Here is an 18713-nt window from a genome sequence, read left to right as displayed (position 1 = left end):
GCGTCGGCGGCGCACGCTCAGGACTTTTCGAACAGCAGTTCCGGGTTCTTCTGCTCGAAGGCATGCAGCTGGGCCTGGGCTTCGTCCAGGCCCAGGTTGTGCCGGTGCCGCAGTCGCTCGAGGAAGTTGTCGCGATGCTTCAGCCCATGCTGCACGTCCTCGTCGGTGAGGAGCTGCCATTGCTCGCGGATCAGGACGATCAGGGTGGTGTCGGTGGCGGCCATGGTGTTCTCCTGGTGTATTTGCAGGCCCGCTTTCACTCTAGGCGCCAAGGCGCGGTACGGGTTGAGGTGGGTCAAGGGCAGGGGGACACCGCCGCGCTTGCGGTGCCTGGTCCGGGCCAGTTAGGCTTGTCCCTGCAGCCATGAGGGACCTCGACTCCGTCTTCGCGGCGCTCGTCCGCTCGCCGTTCCGCCAGCGCTTCCGGCTCGGCCCGCGCGAACAGGCCTACCTGCGCGACAAGGGCCTGCCGGTGGTGCTGGAACACGCGGCGGACTTCATCGCCGCGCGGCTGGCGCCCGCGCAGCCGCGCAACGACGGCCGCCAGACGCCCATGCGCGGGCACCCCGTCTTCATCGCCCAGCACGCCACCGCGACCTGCTGCCGCGGCTGCCTGGCCAAGTGGCACGGCATTCCGCAGGGGCGGGAGCTGGACGCCGCCGAGCAGGCCCGCGCGATCGCCGCGATTGCCCGCTGGCTGCGCCAGCAGCAGGGCGCCAGCGGGTCGCCCTAGGCCCAATTCCCGGACCGCCATCCGGGTCGGCCCGGAGCCCCCCTCCCCCCATACGAGAGGGGGGCTCGGAAGGCCTCTCCTGCCAAGAATCCACCTCGCGATGCTGACGGTGCGTGCGCGCCGTTCCCACCAAAACTCCCGAGGAGAAACCGTGACCTTTCCGTACCGCCGCATGCCGGCGTCCCGTTCCCTGCGTGTCCTGCCGACCGCCCTTGCCGCCGCCACGCTGTTCGCCAGCGCCGGTGCCCAGGCCTTCGAGTTCGACACCGGCAATCCGGACCTCGCCGTGCGCTGGGACAACACGATCCGCTACAACCTGGGCGTGCGGGTCGAGCAGCGGGATCCCAAGATCGGCAACTCGGCGCTGTCCGACGAGGGCGACTACAGCTTCGACAAGGGCCAGACCGTCGCCAACCGCCTGGACATCCTGTCCGAGTTCGACCTGGTCTTCCAGAAGAAGTACGGCTTCCGCGTGAGCGGCGCCGGCTGGTACGACAACGCCTACGGCGACAAGAGCCGCAGCAACCCGAATGCACCGCTGTCGCAGATCCCCAGCTACGTCGGCAACAACTACAGCCCGCTGGTCAAGCGCCTGTACCACGGCCCGTCCGGCGAGATCATGGACGCCTTCGTGTTCGGCGGCTTCGACCTCGGCGCCGTGCCGGTCCAGGCCAAGGCCGGGCGCCACACGCTGTACTGGGGCGAGTCGCTGTTCCTGGGCGGCCACATGCACTCCATCGCCTACTCGCAGAATCCCCTGGACCTGCAGAAGGGCTTCGCCACCCCGGGCACCGAGGCCAAGGAACTGTTCCGGCCGCTGAACCAGATTTCCGGGCAGGCCCAGCTGAGCGACACCGTCTCGGTCGCCGCGCAGTACCTGCTGGAGTGGGAGTCGGCGCGCTATCCGGAAGGCGGCACCTACCTGGGACCGGTGGACTTCGTGTTCAACGGGCCGGACCGCCAGTTCATCTCCCCTGCCGTGGGCTTCGCCCGCCGCGGCGACCCATCCGAGCCGTCGCAGCACGGCGAGCTGGGCCTGTCCACGCGCTGGAGCCCGAAGGCGCTGGACGGCGGATCGGTCGGCCTGTACTACCGCCGCTACGCGGACAAGCTGCCGCAGACGCTGATCACCCGCGGCGGCGCGGGAACGACGACGTACAACCTCGTCTACGCCGACAACATCGACCTGTACGGCCTGAGCTTCACCAAGAACATCGCCGGCGTGAGCGTCGGCTCCGAGTTCTCCATGCGCCACAACACGCCGCTGAACGCGCAGGTGCTGGGCGTGGCCCCGGGCCTGCCGGCCCAGGGGGAGACCAAGGGCCCGCGCGGCGACACGCTGCACGCCCTGGTCAACGCCACCGGCGTGCTGCCGAAGACGGCCGTCTTCGACGCCGCCGTGTGGGCGGCCGAACTGCAGTGGTCGCAGTGGACCAAGGTGCGCAGCGGCGGCAACCTGTTCAACGCCGTCGGCTTCGCGCCCTGCAACGGCAAGGACAAATGGGATGGCTGCACGACGAAGAACTACGTCGGCACCAGCCTCGCATTCACGCCCACCTGGTACCAGGTGTTCCCGAGCGTGGACCTCTCCATGCCCGTCGCCTATGCGATCGGCCTGAGCGGCAACGCGGCCACGGTCTTCGGCGGCAACGAAGGCCTGGGCAACTACAGCGTCGGCTTGTCCGCCGACGTGTTCCAGAAGTACCGCATCGACCTGAAGTACATCGACTACGTGGGCCGCTACAAGGCGAATGCCACCCAGGTCACGTCGACCAACGGCCTCACCACGTTCCTGAAGGACCGGGGCTTCGTGAGCCTCACCTTCCGCACCACCTTCTAAGGAAGAACCATGCACCCCACCCGCATCGCCGCCGCGCTCCTCGCGGCCACCGCCGCGTTCTCCGCGCAGGCCATCACGGCCGACGAGGCCAAGACGCTCGGCACCACGCTCACCGCTATCGGCGCCGAGAAGTCCGCCAACAAGGAGGGCACCATCCCCGCCTACACCGGCGGGCTGACCACGGCGCCCGCCGCCTTCAAGGCCGGCGACGGCATCCGTCCCAATCCGTTCGCCGGCGAGAAGCCGCGCCTGACCGTCGACGCCAAGAACATGGCGCAGTACGCGGGCAACCTGACCGAGGGCACCAAGGCGCTGCTGCAGAAGTACCCCACGTACCGCGTGGACGTGTACCCGACGCAGCGCAGCGTGGCCTTCCCGAAGTTCGTCACCGACAACACGGCGAAGAACGCGACCAAGCCCAAGACGCTCAACGAAGGCCGCTCGATCGAGGGCGCCCACGCCGGCTTCCCGTTCCCGATCCCCAAGACCGGCTACGAGGCGATGTGGAACCACCTGGTGCGCTTCAACGGCCAGTCCTACGAAGCCAAGTACCGCAACCTGAACGTGGACACCACCGGCCGCGTCACGCTGGCCACCGAAGGCAACAGCGTGCAGGAGTTCCCCTTCTGGGACAACGCGCGCACTTCCGCCGACACCTTCTGGCGCATCAAGCTCAGCTACACGGCGCCCGCGCGCCGCGCCGGCGAGGCGCTGATGCTGGTGGACCCGCTGGACATCGGCGCCAAGGACCGGCGTGCCTGGGCCTACCTGCCCGGCCAGCGCCGCGTGAAGGTCGCGCCGGACCTGGCGCACGACACGCCCAACCCCGGCACCGCCGGCGCCACCACCTTCGACGACACGTTCATCTTCAACGGTTCGATGGACCGCTACGACTTCAAGCTGGTCGGCAAGAAGGAGATGTTCGTCCCCTACAACGCCTACGCGGCGGTGTACCAGGCCAAGCAGGACGACCTGCTCAAGCCCAACCACCTGAACCCGGACCTGGTGCGCTGGGAACTGCACCGCGTGTGGGTGGTGGAAGCGACCCTGAAGGAAGGCAAGCGCCACGTGTACAGCAAGCGCACCTTCTACCTGGACGAAGACTCCTGGGCGGCGCTGGCGAGCGACGAGTACGACGCCCGCGGCCAGCTGTGGCGTGCCGGCTTCGCCTACATGGCGCCCAGCTACGACCTGCCCGCGCCGTACACCGACATGTTCGGCCACTACGACCTGGTCTCGCGCGTTTACTCGCTCACCGGCTTCATCGCCGAAACGGGTGGCCTGCGCCACACCAAGCCGCTGTCCGAGCGTGAGTGGACCGCCGACGCCCTGGCCGGCGCCGGCATCCGCTGAGCGCAGCGACGCCGCAGGAATCGCCATGATGATCACGCGCCGCATCCTCCTGGGCCTGGCCGCCGGCACCGCGCTGGCGGGCATGGCCGCGACCGGGGCCACCCAGGGCTGGCTGGACGTGCTGGACGCTCCGGCGATCACCAGCCCCCTCGCGGCGCGCGGCCTGCTCAATGGCCTGGCCCGCGCCGGCGATCGGGTGGTCGCCGTGGGCCAGCGTGGCCATATCCTGGTGTCCGAAGACCAGGGCCAGACCTGGAAGCAGGCCCAGGTCCCGGTCAGCTCCGACCTGGTCGCGGTGCACTTTCCCACGCCGCAACTCGGCTGGGCGGTGGGCCACGACGGTGTGGTGCTGCACAGCGCCGATGGCGGCCGCAACTGGCAACGCCAACGCGACGGCCGGCCCGATGCCGCCGACACGCCGCTGCTCGACGTGTGGTTCCAGGACGAGCGCACCGGCTACGCCGTCGGCGCATTCGGCCTGCTGCTGCAGACCACGGACGGCGGCCGGACCTGGACCTCGCTGCAGCAAGCGAGCGACAACCCGAAGAACATGCACCTGTACGCCGTGCGCGGCATCGGCGACGACGTCTATGTCGCGGGCGAGCAGGGCCTGCTGCTGAAGCTGGACCGCGGCGCGGCGCGCTTCAATGCGCTCACGCTGCCCTACAAGGGCACGCTGTTCGGCGTGACCGGCACGGCCCGCGCGGTGGTCGTGCACGGCCTGCGCGGCAACGTGCTGCGCAGCACCGACGGCGGTGCGAACTGGAACGCGATCGCGACGGGCCTGCAGGTGGGAATGACCGCCAGCACGACCGGCGCGGATGGCCGCATCCTGCTCGCAAGCCAGGCCGGCCACCTGCTGGCAAGCCGCGATGACGGCGCGACGTTCGCGCCCCTGAAGATCGAGCGACCCTTTCCCGCGGCTGCGGTGCTGGGCGTCGCACCCGGCCGCGTCCTCGTGGCCGGCCCCCGCGGTGTGCAGGCGCAGACGCTGCCCTGACACCGCATTGCGGAGACCCCCATGCATGCCGCCGCCCTGACTGCGGACGCGAACACCCTCGCGTCGCAGGAGACTTTCGACACCGCCTCGGGCTCGCGCCTGGAGCGCATGGTCTTCAACCACCGCGCTGCGGTGCTGGCCATCTGCCTGCTGCTCACGCTGGTGCTTGCCGCCGCGGCCGCGTGGCGCCTGACGCTGAACGCGAGCTTCGACAAGATGATCCCGCGCAGCCATCCCTACATCCAGAACTACCTGGACAACCGGCTGGAACTGCGTGGACTCGGCAACTCGCTGCGGGTGGTGGTGGAAAGCCCCTCCGGCAACGTGTTCGAGCCGCGCTACCTCGACGCGCTCAAGAAGATCCACGACGAGCTTTTCCTCACCCCCGGCGTCGACCGCGCGTGGGTGAAGTCGCTGTGGGCGCCCGGCGTGCGCTGGACCGAGGTGACGGAAGAGGGCTTCCAGGGCGGCCCGGTGATGCCCGACAACTACGACGGCTCGCCGCGCGCCATCGAGCAGCTGCGCACCAACATCGCACGCTCGGGCCTGGTCGGCAACCTGGTGGGCGACGACTTCCGCTCCAGCATGATCGTGCTGCCGCTGCTGGACCAGGACGCCGGCGGCGGCCAGCGCCTGGACTACCGCGCGCTGTCCGAGTCGATCGAGAAGATCCGCGCCCGCTACGAAGCGGAAGGCGACAAGGCGCCGGTCCGCCTGCACGTCACCGGCTTCGCCAAGCTGGTGGGCGACCTGATCGCCGGCATGCTCCAGGTCGCGCTGTACTTCGCGCTCGCGGCGGCGATCGCCGCGGCCATCATCTACGGCTACACGCGCTGCGTGCGCAGCACCGTGCTGGTGGTGGCCTGCTCGCTCGCCGCCGTCGTGTGGCAGCTGGGCTTGGTGGCGGCGCTCGGCTTCGAGCTCGATCCCTACTCGATCCTGGTGCCCTTCCTGGTGTTCGCCATCGGCGTGAGCCACGGCGCGCAGAAGATGAACGGCATCGTGCAGGACATCGGCCGCGGCGCGCACAAGCTGGTGGCCGCGCGCTACACCTTCCGCCGCCTGTTCCTGGCGGGCCTGACGGCGCTGCTGGCCGACGCCGTCGGTTTCGGCGTGCTGATGGTGATCGACATCCCGGTGATCCGCGAGCTGGCGCTGGCCGCCAGCCTGGGCGTCGCGGTGCTGATCTTCACCAACCTGATCCTGCTGCCGGTGCTGCTGTCGTATGTCGGCGTGAGCGCCGGCGCCGCCGCCCGCAGCCTGCACGCGGACAGCGAAGAAGGACGGACCGCCGGCTTCGGCCGCGTGTTCGCGCTGCTGGAGCGCTTCGTCGAACCGCGCTGGTCCACCATCGCGCTGTCCGCGGCGGCAGTGCTGACGGTGCTCGGCTACGTCGCCAGCACCCACCTGAAGATCGGTGACCTGGATCCGGGCGCGCCGGAACTGCGCGCGGATTCGCGCTACAACCGCGACAACGCCTACACCACGGCGCACTACAGCCTGTCGAGCGACACCTTCGCCGTGATCGTGAAGACGCCGCGCGAGGGCTGCCTGAAGTACGAGACCCTGGTGGAAGCCGACCGCCTCGCCTGGTCGCTGCAGCAGGTGCCCGGCGTCCAGACCACCACGGCGCTCACCAACGCGGTCCGCCAGATCACCGCCGGCAGCAACGAAGGCAGCCCCAAGTGGCTGACCATCGCCCGCAACCAGGACGTGCTGAACTATGGCGCGCAGCAGGCCAGCGTCAACAACCCGGACCTGTTCAACACCGACTGCTCGGTGATGCCGGTGATCGCCTACCTGTCGGACCACCGCGCCGAAACCCTCGACCGCGTGGTCGCCACGGCGTCGCAGTTCGCCCAGGCGCACGACGCCAAGGACCGGCAGTTCCTGCTGGCCGCCGGCAGCGCCGGCATCGAAGCCGCCACCAACATCGTGGTGCGCAAGGCCTGGATGCAGATGCTGGTGCTGGTCTACGCCGCGGTCATCCTGCTGTCCTTCATCACGTTCCGCAGCTGGCGTGCCGTGGTCGTCGCGGTGGTGCCCCTGGTGATCACCTCGGTGCTGTGCGAGGCCCTGATGGTCGCGCTGGGCATCGGCGTGAAGGTGGCGACGCTGCCGGTGATCGCGCTGGGCGTGGGCATCGGCATCGACTACGCGCTGTACCTGCTGTCGGTGCAACTCGCGCAGCAGCGCCAGGGCGTTCCGCTCGCGCTGGCCTACCGCCGCGCGCTGCAGTTCACCGGCAAGGTCGTCGTGCTGGTCGGCGTGACGCTGGCGGTGGGCGTGGGGACCTGGGCGTTCTCGCCCATCAAGTTCCAGGCCGACATGGGGATCCTGCTCGCGTTCATGTTCGTGTGGAACATGGTGGGTGCCGTGGTGCTGATCCCGGCGCTGTCCCGGGTGCTGCTGCCCACGCGGGCCTGATCGAGGCGAAGAAGCGGCGCGCGCGGCGCCGGCCTCAATTGTCGTTTCCGAAGGTCGTCGAACGTGCGGTGGCCACCGTGCCGCGCAGCTTGTTCGATCGCTCGAACAGCAGGTCCAGGTCGAGTCGCGTTTCGGCGTGCTCCGGTTCCGCCGGCTCTCCCGCGGCGCCCGCGGCCGGCGCGAGCGGTGCCTGGCCGGTCGTGAGCGACGCGGCGGCCGACTGCATGGATGCTGGCGGGTTGCTGGACACCGTCGATGGGGCGCCCCCCTTGCGCGCTCCGCGCTCGACCACCCGAGCCAGGCATTCGCGGCCGGCTTCCTTGGTCATCGGATCGGCCAGGTTGGCGATCTCGCGCAGCGCATCGCGCAGCAGCTCGGCATCGGGCTTGGGCAGCCGGCGCTTCTCCAGCCGGGCCCGGGCGATCGCATACACCTGGCGCGTCGCCGCAAAGCGTTCCTTGAGTTCGGCGCTGGAGGCGCGCGAGAGCAGGAGGGCCATGCCGCCGGCGAGGATCAGCCAGGTCTGGTGGGCCATCGCGTCGTCGGCGCGCAAGCGGGGCAGGTCGCCAAAAGGCGATCGCACCCAACCCCGTGTGGCACGTACCCAACCGATGATGGATCCCATTGCGACGTCCCTGCGTTGTCCGGTGCACGTGGTGCATCCGTCTTGTTCTGCGCGCGCCGCGTGGCGCGCGCGCTTTCCCCCGGGGCAATGTACAACTTCCGTCGTCAAGAGCAGACGGGGTATCCCCCCTGCGAACGCCGCGCCGTGAAATGCTGCCCCGTCGCTGCCGCCGATGCGGCCAAGGGCGCCGTTCAGGAGCGCGAAAGTGGCAAAGCTGCTATCATGGCCTCGCTAGACGTTCTACAGACCGCTCATCCCGAGGTCTCTTCCTCTCCTGCCGCCGGCCTCCGGCGCGTCGTTGTCGAATTCCCCCATTGATGCTCTCTCTGGCGTCGTGCACCACGCGGCACGTTGCTGCGCGGCAATTTCCAGACAGAAAAGAGATCGACATGCAAACGACGCAAACCGGCATCGTGAAATGGTTCAACGAGAGCAAGGGCTACGGCTTCATCGCTCCGGACGACGGCGGCAAGGACCTGTTCGCGCATTTCCGCGAAATCCAGGGCACGGGCGGCTTCAAGACGCTGGCCGAAAACGCCCGCGTGGAGTTCAGCGTGACCCAGGGCCCCAAGGGCCCCCAGGCTTCCAATATCGTCACGCTGGCTTGAATGCCCGCAGGGACGAGGACTGACACCATGACCAGCACCAAGGGCCCGATGCCGCACGCCGGACATCTCCCGCTGCAAGTGGGCAAGTACCTCATTTCCCCGCTGACGCAGGCGCTGCAGAACGGCTGGTTCGCCTGCTCGGTGTCCATCCGCTCGGGCGCAGGCGCCAGCCGCACCGAGCGCCTGCTGCGCATCACCCGACTGTTCCTGGATCCCCAGGCCGCCGCCGACTACGCGCGCGGCGAGGGCCTGCAGTGGATCGGGGCGCCACGCTCCGCCCTGGCCGTGTAAGACCATGGACGCTCCCGTGCGACTCCGCTACGAAGTGGAACTGGCCTACCAGGTCCGCACGGCCGGCGCCGACTTCATCCTGAACGTGCAGGCGGCGCGCACGCCGCGCCAGCAGGTGCTGTGGGAATCGCTCGCGATCACGCAGAACGTGGCCGTCAACGAATACTGCGATCCGCTGTCGTCCGGCCGCTTCCTGCGCTTGCGGGCGAATGCCGGCGAGCTGGTGGTGCGCTATGCGGCGCTCGTCGACGTGCAGCATCACCGCCAGCATCCCCAGGGCCTGGAAGAAATCTGGATCCCCAACCTGCCGGGGCCGGTGCTTCCGTACCTCTATCCCAGCCGCTATTGCGAATCGGACAAGCTCAACGCCTTCGCGATGGCGCAGTTCGGCACGCTGTGGCAGGGTTACTCCCGCGTGCAGGCGATCTGCGACTGGGTGCAGCGCCACGTGACTTTCGAATCCGGCAGTTCCACGGGAACGACCGGTGCCGTGGACACGCTGGCCCAGCGCCGCGGCGTCTGCCGCGACTGCGCGCACCTGATGATCGCGTTGTGCCGCGCCGTGAACATTCCCGCGCGCTTCACTACCGGCATCGACTACGGTGCCGACCCGGCGCTGGGTCCCACCGACTTCCACGCCTACGTCGAGACCTACCTCAGCGGCCGCTGGTACCTCTTCGACCCTTCCGGAACAGCGATCCCGATGGGGTTCGTGCGGCTGACGTCCGGGCGCGATGCCGCGGACTCCGCCTACGCCTCGATCTTCGGGGACGTGGTGCCTGGGCCCCAGGTGCTGAGCATCCGTGCCGAGCCGGGCGCCAACGGCGTGCTGCGCGAGCCGTACCGCACCGCCGACGCCCTGTCGACTTCGGACAACTGATCCGCAAGGCCGCGCTGCGGCAAGGTCGCCCGTCCAGGCGGCCGCAACCCCCAGCTTGAGTAGAAGCGCTCGCGCGTCCGGCGGCTTCGCGCTGTCGCCCCCACCCCGCGCATGCAGAATGACGGCATGATCGAGATGCCGAAAGACGCGCGCCAACAGGCCATCGCTTCCATCCAGCGCTACTTCAGCGAACACATGGAAGAGCCGATCGGCAACGTCGCGGCGGGCGGGCTCCTGGGATTTTTCCTGGAAGAGATCGGCCCCGTGGTCTACAACCAGGCGGTCAGGGACGTGCAGGATCGGCTCCGCAACCGTGTCGATGAGCTCGACATCGAGGTGCAGGAAACCGAGTTCGGCTACTGGCGCAAATTCGACAAATCCGCGAAGCGGCGGTGAAACCTGCGGGTTCGGCCCAATGTCGGGCAGGAGCTGCACTAAACTCGGCGCCCTTCGGGTCACAAGGAAATCCAGATGAACAAGTCCGAGCTCGTGCAGGCACTCGCGGTCGCCACCGACACTTCCCAGGCCGCTGCGGCGAGGACGCTGGAGGCCTTCATCAAGCTGGTCTCCGATGAGCTCGCGAAAGGCGGCGAGGTGACCATCCCCGGCTTCGGCAGCTTCAAGAAGTCCGAGCGCGCGGAGCGTTCCGGCCGCAATCCGCAGACCGGCGCCGCCATCACCATCGCGGCGAGCACGACCGTCAAGTTCGTGCCCGGCGCCGCGCTCAAGGCGGTGGTGAACGGCCCGAAACCCTAGCGTTGCAGCGCGCCGCCGCGCGCTAGAAACTGACCTTGGTCGAGAACTGGATGCGGCTGTCGCTGGACGCCGTTCCGTCCTTGTTTTCGCGCCGGCCCCAGACGTACTCGCCCCCGAGCAGCACGTTCGTCGTCAGCGAATACAGCAGATTGGCGGAGGCGTAGCTGCCCGCGTGCAGCGCGTTCCCCGCCTGGCCGCCGGTGTTGTCCTGCCGGTGCTGGCTGTAGCCGACGGAGCTGTTCAGTTTGGCGTCCCAGGCATGCCCGTAATAGACGAAGTAGCCGAGCGAGTCCACGGCCTGGGCGCGGGCGCGCGCATCCGGCGCGAGGTCGGTGCCGCCGTCGTTCATGTAGCTGGCGATGGCCTTGCCGCCGGCGACGCCCCAGCTCACTGAACCGCGTCCGGCGATCTTCAGCACGCCGCTCAGGTTGAGTCCGTAGCCGGTCTTCGTGTTCGACGGATTGCCGCTGGCGGTGGTCGAGGTCTGGAACCCCACTTCGCGCACGATGGCGGCCGCCTTCACGTGCCCCCAGTCGCGCTCGACGCGATAAGAACCCACCAGGTCCGGCAGCCGGTTGCGCGCCGTCACGCCAGCGCCAAGCGCCGGATCGACCTGCGACAGCTTGCCGGTGTCGATCACGGAATTGGGCGCCTCCAGCGACACGGCCCAGGAGGCGCCGGGGCCGGCCTCCTGCGTGTACCGCAGCTGCGGATTGCGCAGGAACACCATCCCGGGCGGCCCCCAGTAATCGATGGTGTTGGGAAAGGCGTCGAGGTTCATGAAGTTGGAGTCGGTCTGGCCGACGCCCCACTTGCCCAGTTCGGCCCAGGCGCGCAGCCAGTGGATGCTGGTGCTGCCGTCGGTGCCGAACAGGTCGAAGGCCAGGTCGGTCTTGACCAGTCCGAGCGAGGTCGGGATCGTCGCGCGCATCCCGAGGCTGGACTGGCGAACGCTCATCGCATACGAGCCGTCCTTGCCGCACCCGGGGTCGCCGGGACAGGTGACCGGAATCTGGGAGGGACGCAGCGTCGCCTGCCAGCTCGGGTGCATGCGCTTGGCGTCGTAGATCGCGTCCACCATCACCTGGCCGTACAACGCGACCTGTGCCTTGTCCGCCGCGGGCGTGCCGGCTTCGGCGGCGACATTCGGTGCGACCACGGGCGCCCCGGCGGACTCGGTTGCGGGAGCAGGTGCGGGAGCGGCTGCCGCGGCGGGCGCGGTGGCCGCGGGCGCCGGTGCCTGCGCCTTCTGCGCGTTCTGCGCCTCCAGCGCGCGCACGCGCGATTGCAGGTCCTGGATCGTGCGCATCGCCTGGTCCAGCAGGCCCTTCAGTTCCTCGGTGGTCTCCGCCTGGACGCCGCCGCACAGGGCGAGTGCAGTTGCCGCCGCCAGCACCTTCTTGCGCATGGATTCCTCCGCCCGTGGAAGGCACGGGTGTCCACGAGGAGTCTCGCGAGACCGGCGGCTCCGGCGAATTGGACCAAGGTCCTACCGGCGTGCCGGGCGCGATCGGCGCGCGTCGGCGGTGCGCTAGCTGCGCCGGCCGGGTCGCGCGGTGTCCCGGCTCGCCTGCGTCAGCATGCGCGCGAACGCCGTCGCCGCCGGCGACAGGCTGCGGCCGACGCGCCGGATCATCCCGATGGTGCGGGTGATGGCAGGGTGCGTGAGCGGGATCCCCACCACGGCCGCCGTCTGCCGGGGCAAGGCCAGTTGCGGCACCACCGCGAGGGCCAGCCCGTTCTCCACCAGGCCCACCAGCGTGGAGACGTGCCGCACCTCGCACACGGGACGCAGCTGCAGGCCCTGGTCGGCCAGCGCCTGGTCGATCAGCATCCGGTTGCGGTTGGCCTGCGTGACCAGGGCGTAGGGATGCTCGGCCAGTTCGGCCCAGCGCACGGAGCGTCGCCTGGCCAGCGGATGGTCCGCCGGGCAGGCGAGCACGAAAGGTTCCTTCAGCAGGTTGGTGAACTCCACCTCGGGGTCCTGCATGCCGGTGTAGTTGAGGGCGAAATCCGCCTCGCCGGACTTCACGCTGGCCAGCACCTCCTGCGCGCCTTCCTCGATCAGCCGCACGAGCACGTGCGGATGCTGCTCGCGAAACGCGCGGATCACGCCGGGCAGGAAGTGGTGCACGGCGGAAAACACGCAGCCGACGGTGACGTCGCCGGCTTCCAGGTGCGCCAGGTCGTGCAGGCTCGACACCGAGCGGTCCAGGTTGTCGACCACGCTGCGCACCTGCCCGAGGAAGCGCCGCCCGAGCAGCGTCAATTCCACGCTGCGGGTGGTGCGGTCGAACAGGCGCACGCCCAGCAGCTCTTCCAGGTGCGAGATGCGGCGGGAGAGCGCCGGCTGCGACAGGTGCAGCACCCTGGCGGCCGCGGCGAAGCTCTGCAGCTCGCCCACGGTCACGAAGGCGCGCAGGTCGGCCAGCGAAGGCTTCTGGGGGCTCACGGAGCGGCGTCTCGATTCATGCAAGGACTGCAACAAAGCTTCCGAAAGATGCAATTTACAGCAGGGACGCTCTTCGTCAAGATCGACGCCAAGGAGACATCCATGAAACGCCGGCACCTCTTGCAGGCCGCATCGGCCGCTCTCGTGCTGCCCCGCATCGCGATCGCGCAGGCCTATCCCGCGAAACCCATCCGCTACATCGTCCCGGTGGCCGCCGGCGGCGGCAACGACATGATTGCCCGCGTGGTGACGGAACGCTGGGGCAAGCTGCTGGGCCAGGCCTTCGTCGTCGACAACCAGAGCGGCGGTGGCGGCGTCGTGGCCAGCATGACGACCGCACGCGCCGTGCCGGACGGCTACACCCTGATGCAGGGCTACGTTGCAACCCACGGCACCACGCCCGCGACGCGCAAGGTGGGCTACGACGCGCTCAAGGACTTCACGCCCATCGGCATGATCGGCGCCACGCCCAACGTGCTGGCGGTGAACGCCAACGTGCCTGCGCGCAACGTGAAGGAGTTCGTCGACTACGTGAAGCGAAATCCGGGGAAGGTGAACTACGGTTCGGCCGGCGCCGGATCGCTCACGCACCTGACGATGGAGCTGTTCAAGCAGGAGACGGGCGCCTTCATGCTGCACATCCCCTACCGCGGCATCGCCCCCGCCATCAACGACCTGCTCGGCGGGCAGACCCAGGCCATGTTCCCCGGGCTCGCCGCGGCGCTGCCGCACCTGCGTTCGGGCCGCATGCGCGCGCTGGCCGTCACCGGCAAGGAGCGCAGCCCGCAGCTGAAGGACGTGCCCACCATGGAGGAGGTCGGTTTCAAGGGCTTCGATGCCATGCAGTGGTATGGCTCGGTGGGCCCGGCGGGACTGCCGGCCGACGTCGTCCGCCGCCTCAATGAAACACAGGTCGCGGTGCTCAGGGCGCCTGACCTCGCCGAAAAGCTGGCCAGCGAAGCGGTCGAGCCCTGGCCCATGACGCCGGAGCAGTTCGGCCAGTACATCCGCAGCGAGGTCGCCCGCTGGACCGCCCTGGCCAAGGCCCGCAACATCCACCTCGACGAGTAGTCCGCGTCCATGACTCCCACCTCCCTTCGCATCGGCATCCTCGACGGCGACGACATCGGCCTCGAGATCGTTCCCGCATCCGTGCAGATCAGCCGCGCCGCCGCCGAACTGCACGGCGTGGCGATCGACTGGATGCCGCTTCCCATCGGCGCCCGCGCATTGCAGACGCACGGCCACACACTGCCGCCCGAAACGCTGGAAACCCTCAAGACCCTGGACGGCTGGATCCTGGGACCGATCGGCCACCGTGCCTATCCCAAGGGGCCCAACGCGATCAATCCGCACCCCATCCTGCGCAAACAGTTCAACCTGTTCGCCAACGTGCGGCCCACGCGCTCCTACCCGGACATCGGCTGCCTGCACGAGGGCGTGGACCTGGTGATCGTGCGGGAGAACAACGAAGGCTTCCAGCCGGACCGCAACATGGTCGCGGGCTCGGGCGAATTCCGGCCCACCGATGAAGTGACGCTGTCCGTGCGCGTCATCACCCGCACCGGCAGCCGGCGCGTGGCCAGGGCCGCCTTCGAGCTGGCGCGCCAGCGCCGCAAGCACCTGACCTACGTGCACAAGGACACGGTGTTCAAGCTGGGATGCGGCATGTTCGTGGAGGAGTGCCGCAAGCTGGCCGCGGAGTACCCGGACGTGCGGGTCGACGACGTGATCGTCGACACCTTCGCGATGCGCCTGGTGCGCGATCCGCAGAACTTCGACGTGGTGGTCACCACCAACATGTTCGGCGACATCCTGTCGGACGAGGCCGCCGGGCTGGTGGGCGGCCTGGGGATGGCGCCGGGCCTGTGCATCGGCGAGGGCGACGTCGCGATGGCGCAGGCCACGCACGGTTCGGCTCCCGACATCGCCGGCCGCGGCATCGCCAATCCCTACGCGATGGTGGAGTCCACGCGCATGCTGTTCGAGTGGCTGGGCCACAGCCGCGCCAACGAGGGCGCCGTGCGCATGGCGGCCTCGATGTCGCGTGCGGTCACGGCGGCACTGGCCGATCCCGCCGCCCGCACCGGCGACATCCGCGGCACCGGCAGCACGGCCAGCTTCGTGCAGGCCGTGCTGCGCCAACTCCAGAAGTGAAGGAAAGGACCGAACCATGAAGTCCTGGTGGATGCAGATGACGGACACGGGCACCGCGCTCGAACTGCGCGACGCCGCGGTGCCCGAACCGGGCCCCGGCCAGTTGCTCGTGCGCATGCGCGCGGCCTCGCTGAACCGCGGGGAGTTCGTGCTGGGCCACGGCCTGCATGGCAAGGCCGGCAGTTGGAAGGCCATCGGCGGCGAGTGCGCCGGCGAGGTGGCGGCGCTGGGCGCCGGTGTGGAGGGGTTCCGCCCGGGCGACCGGGTCATGGGTCGCTGCACCGGTGGCTTCTCCGAATTCGCCGTGATGGAGGTCGCCGAGGCCATCCCCATGCCGGCTTCGCTGGCGTGGGAAGAGGGTGCCGCGATCCCGCTCACCTTCCTGGTCACGTTCGACATGCTCGTGCTGCAGGGAAGGCTGCAGGCGGGTGAATGGCTCTTGGTCAACGGGGTGTCTTCCGGCGTTGGCGTGGCCTGCCTGCAACTGGGCAAGGTGCTGGGCGCGCGGGTGATCGGCACCTCGGGCTCGCAGGACAAGCTCGCCCGGCTCAAGTCGCTGGGCCTCGACGTGCCCGTGTGCACGCGCGCGGCCGACTTCGGCCCCGCGGTGATGCGGGCGACCCGCGACCATGGCGCCGACCTGGTGGTGAACACGGTCGGCGGCTCGGTCTTCGCGGAGGACATCCGGGTGATGGCCTTCGAAGGCCGCCTGGCCACCGTCGGCTACGTGGACGGCGTGCTGAACGCCGACCTCGATCTCGGCGCGCTGCATGCCAAGCGGCTGACGCTGTTCGGCGTCTCCAACAAGCTGCGCACCAAGGCCCAGCGCGCCGCGGCGGTGCCGCGCTTTATGGCCGAAGTGATGCCGCACCTGGCCGCGGGGCGCATCCGCCCGCAGATCGATCGCGTCTGCGCCTTCGCGCAACTGGTGGAAGCGAAAACGCTGATGGAAACGGGCGGGCACGTGGGCAAGATCGTGCTGCGCATGCCGGAACCGGCCTGAGCCGGACCAGAACAAGGAGACAACCGCATGAAGAAGTGGTCGGAGAGGCTGGCGCTGGCCCTGTTCGCCGTGGCGGCCGTGTCCAACGTGCAGGCGCAGGCCGCGTATCCCAGCAAGCCGATCCGCCTGGTCATCGGCTTCGCCCCGGGCGGCGCGGCGGACCAGGTGGCGCGCGCCATGAACGATGCCTACAGCAAGGCGCTCGGCCAGCCCGTGGTGATCGACAACAAGCCGGGCAATGGCTCCAGCATCGCGGCGGAACTGGTGGCGAAATCCGCGCCGGACGGCTACACCGTGCTGATCGCGAGTCCCAGCAGCATTTCGGTGAATCCGGCCCTGAATCCCAAGCTGGGCTACAAGCCGGCCGATTTGCAGCCCATCACCAAGATCACCACCTCGCCGCTGGTGCTGGCGGTGAACCCCGACACCGGCATCCGCTCGGTCCCCGACCTGGTCGCCGCGGCGAAGAAGGACCCGGGCAAGCTGAACTACTCCACCTCGGGCAACGGCTCTGCGCCGCACCTGGGCGCCGCCTTGTTCACCCTGATCACCGGCACGCAGATGACGCACGTGCCCTACCGCGGCGGCGCGCTGGCGGTGCAGTCGGTCATGGCGGGTGACGCGCAGCTCACCTTCGGCACCTCGCCCTCGGTGCTGCCGCAGGCCAACGGGGGCCGCCTGCGCGCGCTCGCGGTCAGCACGCGGGAGCGCTCGCCGCTGGTGCCCGAGCTCCCCGGCATGAAGGAGGCGGGGCTGCCGGATTACCACCTCGAGTTCTGGTACGGCGTGTTCGTGCCCGCGGGAACGCCTCCCGCGATCGTCAACCGGCTCTACGAAGCGACCGCCGCCGCGATGCAGCAGCCGGGCGTGAAGGCCTCGCTGGCGCGCGAAGGCACCGAAGTGTCGCTGTCCTCCTCGCCCGAGCAGTTCGCCGGCTTCCTGGTCGAGGACGGCAAGTTCTGGGTGCGCCTGGTCAAGAGCGCCAACGTGAAGGTGGAGTGACCGCCCTGCGGTGCGACGCCCGCAACAGTTTCCCAACGACGAAGAAGAGGAATTCCATGAAACGCTTGAAGTCGATGATGGCCCTGGGGACCCTTTGCGCGGCGATGGCCTGGCCCGCGTTCGGGCAGACCGTGAAGGTGACGCCGCTGGGCGGCATCGAGGGCGAGTTCTGTCCGCAGGACCGCGCGCTGGTCTTCGAGGACCCGAACGGGATGCGCGTCCTGTTCGACCCGGGCCGCACCGTCGCGGGCGCCGGCGACCCGCGCCTGGGCAAGATCGACATCATCCTGGTGACGCACATGCACGGCGACCACGTCGGCAATGCGCACAACAAGGCGCCGAACTCGGGCAGCTGCGAGGCGCCGGACATGTCCGTGTCCGCCATGCCGAACTCCAGCGCCGTCAACATCGCCCTGGCCAAGAAGGCGAAGATCGTGACCGGCAGCGACATGCCGTCCTTCTTCGCGGCCAAGCTGCGTGCCAACGGCGGCAACCCGGCGGATTCCATCCTGGCCCGCTTCGGCGGCAGCGTCACCCTGAACGGCATCCGCATCGCCACCGTGACCGCGATGCACAGCAACGGACTCGATCCGGACTACATCGGCGGCGACCTGGGCAAGGCCATGAAGGACGCCGGCATCTGGGGCGACGTCGGCCTGGCGACCGGCTACGTCGTGCGCTTCAGCAACGGCCTGGTCGTGTACCTGTCCGGCGACACCGGCATCACGGCCGACCAGGAGCGGGTGGTGCGCGACCTCTACCACGCGAAGCTGGCGGTGATGAACATCGGCGACGGCTTCACGACCGGACCCGCCGAGGCCGCCTTCGTGATCAACGACCTGGTGAAGCCGGCGGCCGTGATCGCCTCGCACGCCAACGAGGTCGGCACGGTCGGGGGCAAGGTGCGCCCGGGCAGCAAGACCGAGACCTTCATGAAGGCGGTCAAGGTGCCGGTGCACATTCCGCTGTCCGGCAAGACCATGGAGTTCGACGCCGCGGCCAAGTGCACGGCGGGCTGCTAGCAGCGTGAGGGCGCCGGCGCGGCCAGGCCGGCGCCCGGCGGGCCGAACTCGCCGCGGGCCGGTGCCTAGCCGACCTTGCGGTGCGAGGCCGCCCGGAACGCCTCCCGCCAGAGGTGGTCGTCCCGTCCGAGCACGGGGACGACCTCCAGGGAGCGCACCGGGAACGACGCGGTCCGGCGCAGGCCGCCTTCGATCCAGGCGCAAAGCGCTTGATCTCCGGAGATTTCTTCCACCGCCATGTACTGGCGCCCGCCGCGTTGCTTGACCACGCTGAGCAGGGAGATCCGCGCAGAGACCGAGTCTCCGGCGTCCGCCGGCAAGGAGCTCTGTTCGGTGGTACGGGGTGAGTCCGACAGCAGCGCGGTACAGCCCGCCACCAGGCGGGCCAGGGAAGTCTGGAGAGATTGCAGCACGCCTTGATGGTAGGGGGAGACGTGCCCGTTCCGTGGCTCCACTTTGCATCCGTGATGCACGCGCCCGCAACGTCTGCATCCGGGTGTATGCGCGCAGGGCCTCCAGGCCGCCGCGGGCCGGGAAAACCCGGCACACGCCGCCCCACCATCC

General features: G+C 69.2%; 20 protein-coding genes. 15 read left to right on the top strand and 5 right to left on the bottom strand.

Going from position 1 to position 18713, the window contains the following annotated elements:
- Nucleotides 1-17 precede the first annotated feature (17 nt).
- Entirely contained in the window at nucleotides 18-224 is a 207-nt protein-coding gene (locus tag AC1DSA_RS10185; RefSeq protein ID WP_477888651.1) for a CsbD family protein, read from the bottom strand.
- 140 nt (nucleotides 225-364) lie between these two features.
- On the opposite strand from AC1DSA_RS10185, the gene AC1DSA_RS10180 reads away from it, so the two are divergent.
- The 5 genes from AC1DSA_RS10180 to AC1DSA_RS10160 all read left to right on the top strand — a co-directional run bounded on the left by AC1DSA_RS10180 (nucleotide 365) and on the right by AC1DSA_RS10160 (nucleotide 7353).
- The gene (locus AC1DSA_RS10180; RefSeq protein ID WP_477888649.1) at nucleotides 365-733 is read left to right on the top strand and encodes a DUF4186 domain-containing protein; all 369 of its coding nucleotides are present in this window, start codon (nucleotides 365-367) and stop codon (nucleotides 731-733) included.
- A 151-nt stretch (nucleotides 734-884) separates the two neighbouring features.
- Entirely contained in the window at nucleotides 885-2573 is a 1689-nt protein-coding gene (locus AC1DSA_RS10175; RefSeq protein ID WP_477888647.1) for a DUF1302 domain-containing protein, read from the top strand.
- A gap of 9 nt (nucleotides 2574-2582) precedes the next feature.
- Complete coding sequence (locus AC1DSA_RS10170; RefSeq protein ID WP_477888645.1) at nucleotides 2583-3926, top strand: DUF1329 domain-containing protein; 1344 nt, start codon at nucleotides 2583-2585, stop codon at nucleotides 3924-3926.
- Between the two features lie 25 nt (nucleotides 3927-3951).
- Nucleotides 3952-4926, top strand: a complete 975-nt coding sequence (locus AC1DSA_RS10165; RefSeq protein ID WP_477888643.1) for a WD40/YVTN/BNR-like repeat-containing protein — start codon at nucleotides 3952-3954, stop codon at nucleotides 4924-4926.
- Nucleotides 4927-4947: 21 nt separating this feature from the next.
- Entirely contained in the window at nucleotides 4948-7353 is a 2406-nt protein-coding gene (locus AC1DSA_RS10160) for an efflux RND transporter permease subunit (RefSeq protein ID WP_477888641.1), read from the top strand.
- Between the two features lie 34 nt (nucleotides 7354-7387).
- Here the strand turns inward: AC1DSA_RS10160 and AC1DSA_RS10155 are convergent, their stop codons facing one another.
- Complete coding sequence (locus AC1DSA_RS10155) at nucleotides 7388-7936, bottom strand: hypothetical protein (protein WP_477888639.1); 549 nt, start codon at nucleotides 7934-7936, stop codon at nucleotides 7388-7390.
- Between the two features lie 431 nt (nucleotides 7937-8367).
- Here AC1DSA_RS10155 and AC1DSA_RS10150 point away from each other — a divergent pair, with 431 nt between their 5' ends.
- The 5 genes from AC1DSA_RS10150 (at nucleotide 8368) to AC1DSA_RS10130 (ending at nucleotide 10513) form a co-directional block, all read left to right on the top strand.
- Nucleotides 8368-8586: a cold-shock protein gene (locus AC1DSA_RS10150; protein WP_477888637.1), complete on the top strand. Its 219-nt coding sequence runs from the start codon at nucleotides 8368-8370 to the stop codon at nucleotides 8584-8586.
- Between the two features lie 27 nt (nucleotides 8587-8613).
- Nucleotides 8614-8877: a hypothetical protein gene (locus AC1DSA_RS10145; protein ID WP_477888635.1), complete on the top strand. Its 264-nt coding sequence runs from the start codon at nucleotides 8614-8616 to the stop codon at nucleotides 8875-8877.
- A 16-nt stretch (nucleotides 8878-8893) separates the two neighbouring features.
- The gene (locus tag AC1DSA_RS10140; protein WP_477888633.1) at nucleotides 8894-9757 is read left to right on the top strand and encodes a transglutaminase-like domain-containing protein; all 864 of its coding nucleotides are present in this window, start codon (nucleotides 8894-8896) and stop codon (nucleotides 9755-9757) included.
- Between the two features lie 126 nt (nucleotides 9758-9883).
- On the top strand, nucleotides 9884-10153 hold the full coding sequence (locus tag AC1DSA_RS10135) for a DUF2164 domain-containing protein (protein ID WP_477888631.1): 270 nt from the start codon (nucleotides 9884-9886) through the stop codon (nucleotides 10151-10153).
- A 75-nt stretch (nucleotides 10154-10228) separates the two neighbouring features.
- Nucleotides 10229-10513 (top strand): HU family DNA-binding protein, encoded by a 285-nt coding sequence (locus AC1DSA_RS10130; protein ID WP_477888629.1) that lies wholly within the window; start codon nucleotides 10229-10231, stop codon nucleotides 10511-10513.
- A gap of 22 nt (nucleotides 10514-10535) precedes the next feature.
- On the opposite strand, the gene AC1DSA_RS10125 is transcribed toward AC1DSA_RS10130, so the two are convergent.
- Both AC1DSA_RS10125 and AC1DSA_RS10120 read right to left on the bottom strand, forming a co-directional pair.
- Nucleotides 10536-11921 carry a DcaP family trimeric outer membrane transporter gene (locus AC1DSA_RS10125; RefSeq protein ID WP_477888627.1) on the bottom strand — a complete coding sequence of 462 codons (1386 nt, stop codon included), beginning with the start codon at nucleotides 11919-11921 and terminating at the stop codon, nucleotides 10536-10538.
- Between the two features lie 123 nt (nucleotides 11922-12044).
- Nucleotides 12045-12965 (bottom strand): LysR family transcriptional regulator, encoded by a 921-nt coding sequence (locus AC1DSA_RS10120; protein ID WP_477888625.1) that lies wholly within the window; start codon nucleotides 12963-12965, stop codon nucleotides 12045-12047.
- A gap of 102 nt (nucleotides 12966-13067) precedes the next feature.
- On the opposite strand from AC1DSA_RS10120, the gene AC1DSA_RS10115 reads away from it, so the two are divergent.
- Genes AC1DSA_RS10115 through AC1DSA_RS10095 form a run of 5 tightly spaced genes read left to right on the top strand, consistent with a single transcriptional unit; the run spans nucleotide 13068 to nucleotide 18149 of the window.
- Nucleotides 13068-14036 (top strand): Bug family tripartite tricarboxylate transporter substrate binding protein, encoded by a 969-nt coding sequence (locus tag AC1DSA_RS10115; protein ID WP_477888623.1) that lies wholly within the window; start codon nucleotides 13068-13070, stop codon nucleotides 14034-14036.
- A 9-nt stretch (nucleotides 14037-14045) separates the two neighbouring features.
- Nucleotides 14046-15122 carry an isocitrate/isopropylmalate dehydrogenase family protein gene (locus AC1DSA_RS10110; RefSeq protein WP_477888622.1) on the top strand — a complete coding sequence of 359 codons (1077 nt, stop codon included), beginning with the start codon at nucleotides 14046-14048 and terminating at the stop codon, nucleotides 15120-15122.
- 16 nt (nucleotides 15123-15138) lie between these two features.
- Nucleotides 15139-16125 (top strand): quinone oxidoreductase family protein, encoded by a 987-nt coding sequence (locus tag AC1DSA_RS10105; protein WP_477888620.1) that lies wholly within the window; start codon nucleotides 15139-15141, stop codon nucleotides 16123-16125.
- A 27-nt stretch (nucleotides 16126-16152) separates the two neighbouring features.
- On the top strand, nucleotides 16153-17127 hold the full coding sequence (locus AC1DSA_RS10100) for a Bug family tripartite tricarboxylate transporter substrate binding protein (RefSeq protein ID WP_477888618.1): 975 nt from the start codon (nucleotides 16153-16155) through the stop codon (nucleotides 17125-17127).
- A gap of 56 nt (nucleotides 17128-17183) precedes the next feature.
- Nucleotides 17184-18149 carry an MBL fold metallo-hydrolase gene (locus AC1DSA_RS10095; protein ID WP_477888616.1) on the top strand — a complete coding sequence of 322 codons (966 nt, stop codon included), beginning with the start codon at nucleotides 17184-17186 and terminating at the stop codon, nucleotides 18147-18149.
- Between the two features lie 65 nt (nucleotides 18150-18214).
- Here the strand turns inward: AC1DSA_RS10095 and AC1DSA_RS10090 are convergent, their stop codons facing one another.
- Nucleotides 18215-18562, bottom strand: a complete 348-nt coding sequence (locus AC1DSA_RS10090; protein WP_477888614.1) for a hypothetical protein — start codon at nucleotides 18560-18562, stop codon at nucleotides 18215-18217.
- Nucleotides 18563-18713 lie beyond the last annotated feature (151 nt).

It is taken from the genome of Ramlibacter sp. P4_H7 (genome assembly GCF_056400765.1).
This window is presented reverse-complemented; position numbering and strand designations above follow the sequence as displayed.

Coding starts and splice junctions, on each gene's coding strand:
- AC1DSA_RS10185 (WP_477888651.1), bottom strand. CDS start 224: ATGGCCGCCACCGACACCACCCTGATCGTCCTGATCCGCGAGCAATGG.
- AC1DSA_RS10180 (WP_477888649.1), top strand. CDS start 365: ATGAGGGACCTCGACTCCGTCTTCGCGGCGCTCGTCCGCTCGCCGTTC.
- AC1DSA_RS10170 (WP_477888645.1), top strand. CDS start 2,583: ATGCACCCCACCCGCATCGCCGCCGCGCTCCTCGCGGCCACCGCCGCG.
- AC1DSA_RS10165 (WP_477888643.1), top strand. CDS start 3,952: ATGATGATCACGCGCCGCATCCTCCTGGGCCTGGCCGCCGGCACCGCG.
- AC1DSA_RS10160 (WP_477888641.1), top strand. CDS start 4,948: ATGCATGCCGCCGCCCTGACTGCGGACGCGAACACCCTCGCGTCGCAG.
- AC1DSA_RS10150 (WP_477888637.1), top strand. CDS start 8,368: ATGCAAACGACGCAAACCGGCATCGTGAAATGGTTCAACGAGAGCAAG.
- AC1DSA_RS10145 (WP_477888635.1), top strand. CDS start 8,614: ATGACCAGCACCAAGGGCCCGATGCCGCACGCCGGACATCTCCCGCTG.
- AC1DSA_RS10135 (WP_477888631.1), top strand. CDS start 9,884: ATGATCGAGATGCCGAAAGACGCGCGCCAACAGGCCATCGCTTCCATC.
- AC1DSA_RS10130 (WP_477888629.1), top strand. CDS start 10,229: ATGAACAAGTCCGAGCTCGTGCAGGCACTCGCGGTCGCCACCGACACT.
- AC1DSA_RS10125 (WP_477888627.1), bottom strand. CDS start 11,921: ATGCGCAAGAAGGTGCTGGCGGCGGCAACTGCACTCGCCCTGTGCGGC.
- AC1DSA_RS10115 (WP_477888623.1), top strand. CDS start 13,068: ATGAAACGCCGGCACCTCTTGCAGGCCGCATCGGCCGCTCTCGTGCTG.
- AC1DSA_RS10110 (WP_477888622.1), top strand. CDS start 14,046: ATGACTCCCACCTCCCTTCGCATCGGCATCCTCGACGGCGACGACATC.
- AC1DSA_RS10105 (WP_477888620.1), top strand. CDS start 15,139: ATGAAGTCCTGGTGGATGCAGATGACGGACACGGGCACCGCGCTCGAA.
- AC1DSA_RS10100 (WP_477888618.1), top strand. CDS start 16,153: ATGAAGAAGTGGTCGGAGAGGCTGGCGCTGGCCCTGTTCGCCGTGGCG.
- AC1DSA_RS10095 (WP_477888616.1), top strand. CDS start 17,184: ATGAAACGCTTGAAGTCGATGATGGCCCTGGGGACCCTTTGCGCGGCG.